Source organism: Mesorhizobium prunaredense (assembly GCF_900156895.1).
Classification (GTDB): domain Bacteria; phylum Pseudomonadota; class Alphaproteobacteria; order Rhizobiales; family Rhizobiaceae; genus Mesorhizobium; species Mesorhizobium prunaredense.
This window is the reverse complement of record NZ_FTPD01000001.1, coordinates 82399-94060: the sequence shown is the minus strand read 5'-3', so window position 1 is coordinate 94060 and position 11662 is coordinate 82399. Positions and strand designations below refer to the sequence as shown.

The 11662-nt window shown below is 62.1% G+C and carries 12 protein-coding genes; 6 read left to right on the top strand and 6 right to left on the bottom strand.

The genetic code is table 11. The annotated features are described in order from the left end of the window. Positions 1-120: 120 nt before the first annotated feature. Together BQ8794_RS00525 and BQ8794_RS00520 are read left to right on the top strand one after the other, a co-directional pair. Positions 121-1362 carry a cysteine desulfurase gene (locus BQ8794_RS00525; protein ID WP_077371596.1) on the top strand — a complete coding sequence of 414 codons (1242 nt, stop codon included), beginning with the start codon at positions 121-123 and terminating at the stop codon, positions 1360-1362. A 5-nt stretch (positions 1363-1367) separates the two neighbouring features. Beyond that, positions 1368-1760, top strand: a complete 393-nt coding sequence (locus tag BQ8794_RS00520; protein ID WP_077372422.1) for an SUF system Fe-S cluster assembly protein — start codon at positions 1368-1370, stop codon at positions 1758-1760. A 2-nt stretch (positions 1761-1762) separates the two neighbouring features. Here BQ8794_RS00520 and BQ8794_RS00515 read toward each other — a convergent pair whose 3' ends face one another. Then, entirely contained in the window at positions 1763-2356 is a 594-nt protein-coding gene (locus BQ8794_RS00515; RefSeq protein WP_143744412.1) for a hypothetical protein, read from the bottom strand. Positions 2357-2424: 68 nt separating this feature from the next. Between BQ8794_RS00515 and sufA the strand changes: the two genes are divergently transcribed. Then, positions 2425-2805 (top strand): Fe-S cluster assembly scaffold SufA, encoded by a 381-nt coding sequence (gene sufA, locus BQ8794_RS00510; RefSeq protein WP_006206001.1) that lies wholly within the window; start codon positions 2425-2427, stop codon positions 2803-2805. A 6-nt stretch (positions 2806-2811) separates the two neighbouring features. On the opposite strand, the gene BQ8794_RS00505 is transcribed toward sufA, so the two are convergent. Continuing rightward, positions 2812-3309, bottom strand: coding sequence for a GFA family protein (locus BQ8794_RS00505; RefSeq protein WP_077371589.1), 498 nt, complete (start codon positions 3307-3309; stop codon positions 2812-2814). A gap of 89 nt (positions 3310-3398) precedes the next feature. Between BQ8794_RS00505 and BQ8794_RS00500 the strand changes: the two genes are divergently transcribed. Beyond that, complete coding sequence (locus tag BQ8794_RS00500; protein WP_077371584.1) at positions 3399-3722, top strand: TfoX/Sxy family protein; 324 nt, start codon at positions 3399-3401, stop codon at positions 3720-3722. Positions 3723-3794: 72 nt separating this feature from the next. Here the strand turns inward: BQ8794_RS00500 and BQ8794_RS00495 are convergent, their stop codons facing one another. Further along, positions 3795-4727 (bottom strand): carbohydrate kinase family protein, encoded by a 933-nt coding sequence (locus BQ8794_RS00495; protein WP_077371580.1) that lies wholly within the window; start codon positions 4725-4727, stop codon positions 3795-3797. Between the two features lie 274 nt (positions 4728-5001). Between BQ8794_RS00495 and recA the strand changes: the two genes are divergently transcribed. Next, positions 5002-6099, top strand: coding sequence for a recombinase RecA (gene recA / locus BQ8794_RS00490; protein ID WP_008875470.1), 1098 nt, complete (start codon positions 5002-5004; stop codon positions 6097-6099). Positions 6100-6392: 293 nt separating this feature from the next. Next, positions 6393-9059, top strand: coding sequence for an alanine--tRNA ligase (gene alaS, locus BQ8794_RS00485; RefSeq protein WP_077371577.1), 2667 nt, complete (start codon positions 6393-6395; stop codon positions 9057-9059). A gap of 6 nt (positions 9060-9065) precedes the next feature. Here the strand turns inward: alaS and BQ8794_RS00480 are convergent, their stop codons facing one another. From BQ8794_RS00480 to BQ8794_RS00470, 3 genes are read right to left on the bottom strand one after another with little or no spacing between them, the layout of a single operon-like run. Further along, positions 9066-9647 (bottom strand): demethoxyubiquinone hydroxylase family protein, encoded by a 582-nt coding sequence (locus tag BQ8794_RS00480; RefSeq protein ID WP_077371574.1) that lies wholly within the window; start codon positions 9645-9647, stop codon positions 9066-9068. A 15-nt stretch (positions 9648-9662) separates the two neighbouring features. After that, a complete protein-coding gene (locus BQ8794_RS00475) occupies positions 9663-10283 on the bottom strand; it encodes a glutathione S-transferase family protein (RefSeq protein ID WP_077371571.1) in 621 nt (206 codons plus the stop codon). A 13-nt stretch (positions 10284-10296) separates the two neighbouring features. Beyond that, on the bottom strand, positions 10297-11508 hold the full coding sequence (locus BQ8794_RS00470) for an NADP-dependent isocitrate dehydrogenase (protein WP_077371568.1): 1212 nt from the start codon (positions 11506-11508) through the stop codon (positions 10297-10299). Positions 11509-11662 lie beyond the last annotated feature (154 nt).

Below are 11662 nucleotides of genomic sequence, written 5' to 3'. Positions count from 1 at the left end.
CCCACAAGGGGAGAAGGTAAAGCGCTTTACCTTCTCCCCTTGTGGGAGAAGGTGGCCGAGCGAAGCTCGGTCGGATGAGGGGGCTGGACGGAATGAGGCGATGCCTCGAGAGAGCTTGTGATGGACCAGAAAGTCGAAAACATCCCCTACGACGTCGAGGCGATACGCCGCGACTTCCCGATTCTGTCGCGGGAAGTCTACGGCAAACCGCTGGTCTATCTCGACAACGGCGCCTCGGCGCAGAAGCCGCAGGCCGTGCTCGACGCCATCCAGCACGCTTATTCCCAGGAATACGCCAACGTTCATCGCGGGCTGCATTTCCTTTCGAATGCCGCGACCGACGCCTTTGAGAACGCGCGAAAGATAGTGCAAAGATTTCTGAACGCGCCTGATACCGACAACATCGTTTTCACCTCGAACACGACCGCGGCGATCAACACCGTCGCCTACGGCTTCGGCATGCCCAACATCGGCGAGGGCGACGAGATCGTGCTGTCGATCATGGAGCACCATTCCAACATCGTCCCGTGGCATTTTATCCGCGAGCGCCAGGGCGCCAGGCTGGTCTGGGTGCCGGTCGACGATCTCGGCGTCTTCCACATCGAGGAGTTCGAGAAGCAGCTGAGCGACCGCACAAAACTGGTCGCCATCACGCACATGTCGAACGCGCTGGGCACGGTGACGCCGATCAAGGAGATCGTCCGTATCGCGCATGCGCGCGGCATTCCGGTGCTGGTCGACGGCAGCCAGAGCGCCGTGCACATGCCGATCGACGTGCAGGACCTCGACTGCGATTTCTTCGTCTTCACCGGCCACAAGGTCTACGGGCCCTCGGGCATCGGCGTGCTCTACGGCAAGAAGGACATGCTGGAGCGCATGCGTCCGTTCATGGGCGGCGGCGAGATGATCGAGGAGGTGACGCAAGACATCGTCACCTACAACGATCCGCCGCACCGCTTCGAGGCCGGCACGCCGCCGATCGTCCAGGCGATCGGGCTGGGTGCGGCGCTCGAATACATGGAAAGGATCGGCCGCGAGCGCATCGCCGCGCACGAGGCCGATCTGAAGGACTATGCCCATCAACGGCTGCGCGCCATCAACTCGCTGCGCATCTTCGGCGATGCGCCGGATAAGGGCGCCATCATCTCCTTCGAGCTGCAGGGCATTCATGCCCACGACGTGTCGATGGTGATCGATAGGCAGGGCGTCGCCGTGCGCGCCGGCACCCATTGCGCCCAGCCGCTGTTGAAACGTTTTGGCGTAACCTCCACATGCAGGGCATCGTTCGGCATGTATAACACCAGGGCCGAAGTCGACGCTTTGGCCGATGCGCTCGAAAAAGCGCGAAAGTTCTTCGGATGACGATCATGGATGATGCAGGCCACACCGCAGAGACCGCTTCGGAAACGGCAGCCAATGAAGTGGTTTCCGCCTCGGCCATTCCCGCCGACGAACTGGCGCGGCTGACCGACGACATCGTCTCGGCGCTGAAGACGGTCTACGACCCGGAAATCCCGGCCGACATCTATGAGCTCGGCCTGATCTACAAGATCGACATCGAGGACGACCGCTCGGTCAAGATCGACATGACGCTGACCGCGCCGGGCTGCCCGGTGGCCGGCGAAATGCCGGGCTGGGTGGAGAATGCCGTCGGTGCCGTCGAAGGCGTTTCAGGCGTCGAGGTCAACATGACCTTCGATCCGCCCTGGTCGCCCGACCGCATGTCGGAAGAGGCGCAGGTGGCGGTGGGCTGGTATTGAGGTCAGTCGACCTTGCCGCCGTGGGCGCGAATATATGACTTCATGGTCGTGAGGAAGCTCTCGAAACTTGCTTCTTCACCGACCCAGGGTACCCACATGGCTCCAGTTTGCAGTTTGTTTAATTTTGCAGCCCTTGTCAGGGTGAGTTTGCCCCATTCGGGCTCCTTAATTTTCACCTCGAGCAGAGAAGAGCGCTGTCTCCCACGGAAAGAAATGGGCACGACCGAAATACTTGTTACCGCTGACCATGGGACAAACTCTGGGGCGATGTTGCTGAATTGGAATCCATCCGTGCTTAAGGTCAAAACGCGATGTTTTCCTGTTAGCAGCCTTGCGATCGTTGCGAAGCATATTGCTGTCAGAGCGAAAGCGACGACACTACATGCAACCCTGACCATCATGGGTTGATTGGCCTCTAACCATGCACCAAACCCAAGAAAAATTGCGACGGCTGACAATGTGACGATACGAATCGTGACCTTACCTGGATTTTCGCGGAACATCCTGACCTGAGTTGTATCAATGGTTGCCGACAAAGCATGACCTCGATTCCCGTGCGGCTGCAGCTCTCCAGATTTGCGTTCCGCTCTTGTCATTTATCATTGTTTCAACCATTTATGTGAAGTCCGACAAGCCTTGAACTTGAACGGGTTGGAGAAAAAGAATGGGACGCTTCGCCGTCATCACGATGACCGAAAAGGCCGCCGACCGGGTTCGCGAGATCGTTGCGACCCGTGAGAATGCGCATGGCATTCGCCTCGGCATCAAGAAGGGCGGCTGCGCCGGCATGGAATATACGGTCGACCTGGTGACCGAACCCAACACCAAGGACGATCATATCGAGCGCGACGGCGCCCATGTCTATGTCGCGCCTGAGGCAGCGCTTTTCCTGTTCGGCACCGAGATGGATTTCGAGCAGACGACGCTGCGTACCGGCTTCACCTTCCGCAACCCGAACCAGAGCTCGGCCTGCGGCTGCGGCGAATCGGTTGAGCTCAAGCCGGCCGACCTGAAGGCCTTGGCCGAGGCGCGCGCATCGGCCTGATCGGGGTCAGTCCACCCACATTCCCGTCCGCTTGTGCCAGTCTGCGATCGATTCCTCGGGACAGACGTCGAAGATCTTGTCGTCCTTGCCGATCTCGGGCTCGACCCAGTTCGCCTTGTATTTCAGCATGAGGTGCACCTTTTCAGGTGGTTTCGGCAGGTCTGTGTCGATCGCCGAGGCGAAGGGGTGGACCAGTTCCGGCCAGGTCCGGTCATAGAGCCAGAGTGCCGAACCACATTTTTTGCAGAAATTCCGCTCGCCTGACGAGATCTCGCACTGCGGATGCTCGTCGTCCTCGATCCCGGCCTGGTAGACGCCAAGATTGCGCTTGCCCTCGATCCTCAGCGTCTCGAAATCGGCGCCAAGATTGATGGCAAAGCCACCGCCGCCCTGCTGCTTGCGACAGATCGAGCAGTAGCAGAGCATGAACGGCACCGGCGTGTGGCTTTCCACCTCGAAGCGGACGGCATTGCACCGGCAGGACCCTTTGAGCAGAAGCGGCATGAAAAACCTCCGACGAATTGGTTTCGCCTTGTCAGGATGGTGCCTGATGCGGCGATGACAAGGGGAAAACCGGATGACATGATCGCGGCATGGACAATGAACGCATTGCCGAACTTTTCGAAGGCCTCGGCCCGGTCAGCATTCGCAAGATGTTCGGCGGCAAGGGCATCTATTTTGACGGCGTCATCGTCGCCATCGTGGTGCGTGGCGAATTGATGCTGAAAGCCGATGCGGAAAGCGCGCCCGAATTCGAGGCGGCCGGCTGCCGGCAATGGACCTACACCGGCTCGCGGCACGGCAAGCTGGTGTCGATGCCGTATTGGAGCGTTCCCGACAGCGCCTTCGACGATCCGGATGAGATGGCGGTCTGGGCACGCCGGGCCTATGAGGCGGGGCTGCGCGCCGGCAAGTAGGTGTGTCCGCTAGCCGCTCAGCTTAAGATAATCGCTTCAGGTTGTTGAGGGGCGGCGCCAACATCCGAGATTTCATGCCAGGTCGCGCGCCTCGGGCACGAATGCCAGCGCCCCGGCAAAGATAGCGCTCGTGAAGGTGGCGCTCTCGACGGCGAGCATCGCGGCGGCAACGCCTTCGCGCAACGCTGCGCGCAGCGTCAGGCCGCGCAGTAGGGCGGCCATCGTCGCGCCGGCCAATGCGTCGCCGGCGCCGGTCGCATCCGCCGGCTTTTGTGACGTAGGCGGCAGGATCGAGAAGACGCCGGCTTCGTCGAAACCGAGCACTGGACCCTCGCCAGCGGTGACCACGCCGCTTTTCAGGCCGTCGCGTCTTAGGCCGTCGACAATGCCACGATCGTCAGCATCGACGTCGGCGCCGGTAAGCGCGCCGGCCTCGCGCCGGTCCATGAAGGCCAGCGCCAGGCTGCCCAGCACCGGCGCGAGCCGCGCCGCCTTGTCGGGCGAGACTGCGAGGCCGAACACCGGCTTGCCGGCGGCGAGCGTCACCAGCCGCTCCAGCGCCATCGGCGGCAGGTTGGCGTCGCACAGGACCGCATCGGCGGTGCTGATCGCCTCGCGCACCTTGGCACGGCGGATCTGCTTGGCAAGCGCCAGGTCGTAGAGCGCCATGTCGGCAAGGCTGGCGATCAGCGCGCCGTCGCCGTCGATCAGCACTGTGTTGCTCGGCGTCGTGCGATCGAGGAACACCACGGAAAGATCGGCAATACCGGCCGCAGCGACGGCGCGCGAGACCATGTCGGCCAGAACATCGCCGCCGCGAACCGAAAGCAGCGCGCCGGAGACGCCGCGGCGCACGGCGCAGCGCAGCGCATTGAAGACGGCGCCGCCGACAGCCTCGCGCATCGTGCCGGGATTCGACACCGCCGGCACAAAGGCGCCCAAAACTTGGCCGCGCCGCTCGATATAGGCGCCGCCTACGGCCAGAACTGTCGGCGACTTCAGCATGCCCGGTGAGATGACCTTGTTGCCCGGGTGAAGACTAGGTTGTCCGGCGGAACCCGGCAACCAGAAGCCGCGATTCGGAAGATGCCCAGCCGAATCCTGCGGGCGAAGCGGGATACATCCTGGGGTGGAAATCCAAAACAAAAAAAGAACAAATACGGATATTGTTGGTTTTTCAATCGGTTGTCTCCCCTTGCCAAACGAGAACAAAAAAGGTACAAATTGATAGGGATTACGGATTGTCCGGCCTTCATTGACGACCACGGGGTGATGTATCATGGCTCAGAATTCTTTGCGGCTTGTAGAGGACAAAGCAGTGGACAAATCAAAGGCTCTGGATGCGGCGCTGTCGCAAATCGAGCGTGCCTTCGGCAAGGGCTCGATCATGCGGCTCGGCGCAAACGAGCAGGTCGTCGAGATCGAAACGGTGCCGACCGGTTCGCTTGGCCTCGACATCGCGCTTGGCGTCGGCGGCCTGCCGCGCGGCCGCATCGTCGAGATCTATGGGCCGGAAAGCTCGGGCAAGACGACGCTGGCGCTGCACACGGTGGCCGAGGCCCAGAAGAAGGGCGGCATCTGCGCCTTCGTGGATGCTGAGCACGCGCTCGATCCGGTCTATGCCCGCAAGCTCGGCGTCGATCTCGAAAACCTGCTGATTTCGCAGCCCGATACCGGCGAGCAAGCGCTGGAGATCTGCGACACGCTGGTGCGTTCCGGCGCCATCGACGTGCTGGTGGTCGATTCGGTCGCGGCGCTGACGCCGCGCGCCGAAATCGAGGGCGAAATGGGCGATTCGCTGCCGGGCCTGCAGGCCCGCCTGATGAGCCAGGCGCTGCGCAAGCTGACCGCCTCGATCTCGCGTTCCAACACCATGGTCATCTTCATCAACCAGATCCGCATGAAGATCGGTGTCATGTTCGGTTCGCCCGAGACCACGACCGGCGGCAACGCGCTGAAATTCTATGCTTCGGTGCGCCTCGACATTCGCCGCATCGGCTCGGTCAAGGACCGCGACGAGGTCGTCGGCAACCAGACCCGCGTCAAGGTGGTCAAGAACAAGCTGGCGCCGCCCTTCAAGGTGGTCGAATTCGACATCATGTATGGCGAGGGCGTGTCCAAGACCGGCGAGCTGGTCGACCTCGGCGTCAAGGCCGGCGTGGTCGAAAAGTCGGGCGCCTGGTTCTCCTACAATTCGCAGCGTCTCGGCCAGGGCCGCGAGAACGCAAAACTGTTCCTGCGCGACAATCCCGACACGGCGCGCGAGATCGAATTGGCACTACGGCAGAATGCCGGGCTGATTGCGGAGAAATTCCTCGAGAATGGTGGTTCCGAAGGCGGAGACGATGGTTTCGAGGACGAAGCCGGCGCCATGTAGGCTTCGGCAGTGGCCGGAGTTTGGCCATGATTCCGATTGGTCGGAGTTTGGCCATGATTCCGGCTCATCACCTCCGGCCTGTGTAATCTGAGTTCTGTATTGTTGCGTTCGAACCGCCGGCCTAGCGCCGGCGGTTTGCGTTTCAGCGGTGGCGCCGAGGTGACCGGCAAGCCCCGCAAATTGGCCCAATTCCGTGTTTCTGGACAGGGTGCAACGCGGCGGCTAAAAGGCCATGTCCATTTGCCGTCGGCCGGGCCGACGGCTCTCTCTAAAGCTAAAAGGCAGTGTTATTCATGAGTGGCGTGAACGAGATCCGGTCGACATTCCTCGACTATTTCCGCAAGGAGGGTCACGAGGTCGTCGCATCGAGCCCGCTGGTGCCGCGCAACGATCCGACACTGATGTTCACCAATGCCGGCATGGTGCAGTTCAAGAACGTTTTCACCGGCCTGGAAAAGCGACTCTATTCGCGTGCCACGACGGCTCAGAAGAGTGTTCGCGCCGGCGGCAAGCACAACGACCTCGACAATGTCGGCTACACCGCGCGCCACCTGACCTTCTTCGAGATGCTCGGCAATTTCTCGTTCGGCGACTATTTCAAGGAGCGCGCCATCGAGTTTGCCTGGAACCTGATCACCAGGGAGTTCGGGCTGAACAAGGACAAGCTGCTGGTCACGGTCTATCACACCGACGACGAGGCTGCCGGCTACTGGAAGAAGATCGCCGGCTTTTCCGACGATCGCATAATCCGCATTCCGACCTCGGACAATTTTTGGGCAATGGGCGACACCGGACCTTGCGGTCCGTGCTCGGAGATATTCATCGACCGTGGCGAGCACATCTGGGGCGGCCCTCCCGGCACCCCCGAGGAAGATGGCGACCGTTTCCTGGAATTTTGGAACCTGGTGTTCATGCAGTACGAACAAGTGACGAAGGACGAGCGCATCGACCTGCCGCGCCCGTCGATCGACACTGGCATGGGCCTAGAGCGCATGGCCTCGATTCTGCAAGGGGTCGAGAGCGTCTTCGAGACCGACCTGTTCCGTCACCTGATCGAGGCTGCGTCATCCGCGCTCGGCCGCGGTCCGGATGCCGACACCGTCGCATCGTTCCGCGTCATCGCCGACCATCTGCGTTCGTCCTGCTTTCTGGTGGCAGACGGCGTGCTGCCGTCCAATGAGGGCCGCGGCTACGTGCTGCGTCGCATCATGCGCCGCGCCATGCGCCATGCGCAGCTTTTGGGCGCCGGTGATCCGCTGATGTGGCGGCTGGTGCCGGCGCTGGTGCGCGAGATGGGCCAGGCCTATCCGGAACTGGTGCGCGGCGAACAGATGATCACCGAGACGCTGAAGCTTGAAGAAACCCGTTTCCGCAAGACGCTGGTGCGCGGCTTGGGCCTGCTTTCGGAGGCGACGGAAAAGCTGGGTGCCGGCGACATGCTGGATGGCGAGACAGCCTTCAAGCTCTACGACACCTATGGCTTTCCGCTCGATCTGACGCAGGATGCGCTGCGTCAGCGCAACATTTCGGTCGATCTTGCCGGATTCACCAATGCGATGGAGCAGCAGAAGTCCGAGGCGCGCAAGAGCTGGGCTGGTTCCGGGGAGGCCGCGACCGAAACAGTGTGGTTCCCGGTGCGCGAGAAGAATGGCGCCACCGAATTCCTCGGCTACGAGACCGAGCAGGCGGAAGGCCTCATCCAGGCGCTGGTCAGGGACGGCAAGATCGTCGACAGCGCCGCCAAGGGCGACGCCGTTGCCGTGGTCGTCAACCAGACGCCGTTCTATGGCGAGTCCGGCGGCCAGGTGGGCGATACCGGCGTCATTTCAGGCGAAGGGTTCTCGATCGAGATCTCCGATACGCAGAAGAAGGCCGATGGGCTTTTCGTGCACCTCGGCAAGGTGGTCGACGGCACGGTCGACACGGGCGCGACCGTCGAGCTGAAGGTCGACCATGCGCGCCGCTCCAGGCTGCGCGCGAACCATTCCGCGACGCATCTGATCCACGAAGCGCTGCGCGAGGTGCTAGGCACCCATGTCGCGCAGAAGGGCTCCCTGGTCGCGCCCGAGCGTCTGCGCTTCGACATTTCGCACAACAAGCCGATCTCGCCCGACGAACTCGAAGAGGTCGAGCGGATGGCGAACGAGATCGTCGTCCAGAACAGCCCGGTCACCACGCGACTGATGTCGGTTGACGATGCCATTGCCGAAGGCGCCATGGCGCTGTTTGGCGAGAAGTATGGCGATGAAGTACGCGTCGTTTCGATGGGCACGGGCTTGCATGGCGCCAAGGCCAACCGGCCCTATTCGGTCGAGCTATGCGGCGGCACGCATGTCAGGGCGACCGGCGATATCGGTCTGGTGCGTATCGTGTCGGACAGCGCCGTCGCTGCCGGGGTGCGCCGCATCGAGGCGCTGACCGGCGAGGCGGCCAGAAAGCATCTCGACGAGCAGGACAAGCGGCTGAAGGCGGTCGCGGCCGCGCTGAAGATTTCGCCGGCCGACGTGCCGGCGCGCGTCGAGGCGTTGTTGGACGAGCGCAAGAAGCTCGAGAAGGAACTGACCGAAGCGCGCAAGAAACTGGCGCTGGGCGACCGCTCGCCAGCTGGCGTGCCTGCCGAGAACGAGACCATTGCCGGTGTCGGTTTTCTCGGCAAGGCGGTGTCGGGCGTCGCGCCGAAGGATTTGAAGCCGTTGGCCGATGCCGGCAAGAAGTCGCTCGGCTCCGGCGTCGTCGTCTTCGTCGGCGCCGGCGAGGACAACAAGGCCAGCGTCGTGGTCGGCGTCACCGACGACCTGACCGGCCGCTTCAGCGCTGTCGATCTGGTGCGTGTGGCGTCGGCGGCATTGGGCGGGCAGGGCGGCGGCGGTCGGCCTGACATGGCCCAGGCCGGCGGCCCGGATGCCTCGAAAGCCGAAAATGCGATCGCTGCGGTGAAAGCGGCTCTGGAGGCCGCATAGTGCCCGTCAGGCATGCTTTGCTGCTTTCAGGGCGCGCGTCATTCGCGTGGAGTCGCCCCAGGTGGACAGCCAGATAAGGCAGTCGGTGGTGACGGAGATCGCTGCGCGCAGGAGGTTCAGCAACGGTCCGGGCGATCTCAGCTGCTCTTCGGCGTGGCGGAGATGGGCAAGCTCTTCTTCGCGGATGGACAGGATGATGCCGTGCAACTCGCGATCGCGTCCGGCAAGAAAGAATAGCTGATCGTCGAGATGGCGGTGCACCGCCGCTTCGACCGCTGCGGTGCAGGCCCAGATGCCTTGCGGGCCGAGCAGGGCAGTGAGGAAACCCAGCAGCCAGCCGCCCCAGCTCCAGAATTGCATCACGCGGCACGGCCGCGAATGTCGCGACGGCATGGCTGCACGGAAAGTAGCGCAATGACTGCGCTCATGCCCAAGCATCTCTGACAAAGACGGCACGCAACGCGGCCAGAAACGCTTCGAGACAAGAATCTGCGCCGAATAGATTCTGATCGCGCCGAACTCGCCGGCGTGGTTGACCCTGACGATTCTGGCCACCGTTAGCGCGTCCTGGCGAGAGTGTTCAACCATGGAGCGCCCCCGGTGCTATGTCAGATTGTTGGCAACGCTCGCACGCCCTGCGATGCGCGTCCACCAATCCTGAATGTCGGCAAACTCCGCCAGCAGGTTTTGCCCCTCAGTGACCTTGACGAAATAGCCGATGATGGGTGCTGCATGCAGATCGGCCAACGTCAGCTCGCTTCCCATCAGCCATGCTCCTGGGGCTTTCAATGAGGAGAGCGCCTGCAACGCCGTGCTCGCCCGCCGAAGCCCGTCGGCAATCAGCGTTTCGTCGGGCGCTTCTTTCTCCAGCCGTTCGACGGCGACATCCCAGACCATGGGCCGGTAGGCATAGGCATCAAGCATGCCGATGATCTGGTTCATGGTTGCGCGAGGCCGGGCTTCGATCGGTTGCAACACCGGGCCGTCGAACGCTTCGTCGACATAGCAGGCAATCGCGCTGGTCTCGTAGAGGCGGAACCCGTCGTGCTCGAAGGCAGGGATGCGGCCGAACGGGTGATGGTCGAAATACCAGCCCGGTACGCCGTCAGCAGCAAAGATGTCGACCGGCACAAGTTCGTAGCCGATGCCTTTTTCCTCGAGCACGAGGCGGACGATGCGCACATAGACGCTGTAGTCCGCCCCGTAGACGATCGGTTTGCTCATGACGTTCGTCTGGTCAGGCCATCGCCTTCTGCAGATTCTCGTCGATCTTGTCGAGGAAGCCGGTGGTAGAAAGCCATGGCTGGTCGGGACCGATCAGCAGCGACAGGTCCTTGGTCATGAAGCCGGCCTCGACGGTCTGGATGCAGACTTTTTCCAGCGTCTCGGCAAAACGCATCAACTCGGCATTGTCGTCGAGTTTTGCGCGGTGCGCCAGGCCGCGCGTCCAGGCGAAGATCGAGGCGATCGAATTGGTCGAGGTTTCTTCGCCCTTCTGGTGCTGTCGATAGTGACGGGTGACGGTGCCGTGCGCGGCCTCCGCCTCCACCGTCTTGCCGTCCGGCGTCATCAGCACCGAGGTCATCAGGCCGAGCGACCCAAAACCTTGCGCCACCGTGTCCGACTGCACGTCGCCATCATAGTTCTTGCAGGCCCAGATATAGCCGCCTGACCATTTCAGGCTGGAGGCAACCATGTCGTCGATCAGCCGGTGCTCGTACCAGAGCTTCTTGGCTTTGAACTCGGCTTCGAACTCTGCCTCGTAGACTTCCTGGAAAATGTCCTTGAAGCGACCGTCATAGGCCTTGAGGATGGTGTTCTTGGTCGAGAGGTAGACCGGGTAGTTGCGCAGCAGGCCGTAATTGAGCGAGGCGCGGGCGAATTCGCGGATCGACTCGTCGAGATTGTACATGGCCATGGCGACGCCGGCGGCCGGCGCATCGAACACGTCATGCTCGATCACCTTGCCGTCCTCGCCGACGAACTTGATCGTCAGCTTGCCCTTGCCGGGGAAGCGGAAGTCGGTGGCGCGGTACTGGTCGCCAAAGGCATGACGGCCGACGATGATCGGCTTGGTCCAGCCGGGCACCAGCCGCGGCACGTTCTTCATGATGATCGGCTCGCGAAAGATGGTGCCGCCGAGGATGTTGCGGATGGTGCCGTTCGGCGACTTCCACATCTTCTTCAGCCCGAATTCCTCGACACGCTGCTCGTCGGGCGTGATCGTCGCGCATTTTACGCCGACGCCATGCTTCTTGATCGCATTGGCCGAATCGATGGTCACCTGGTCGTTGGTGGCGTCGCGGTGCTCAACGCTGAGGTCGTAATATTCAAGCTTGAGGTCGAGATAGGGGTGGATCAGCTTGTCCTTGATGAACTGCCAGATGATGCGGGTCATCTCGTCGCCGTCGAGTTCGACGACCGGGTTCGCCACCTTGATCTTCGCCATGGAAAGAATGCCTCATTGTTGGGGATCGGAACGGCCTTGCCCGCATGGCTTTGGCCGGGGATGCGGCCCGTATATCAAAGCATTTTTGGCCGCGCAAACGGCGATCCGCGCCAGCGGGCTCGCCCATGGCATCAGGCGTTGCTTGCCAAAGCTT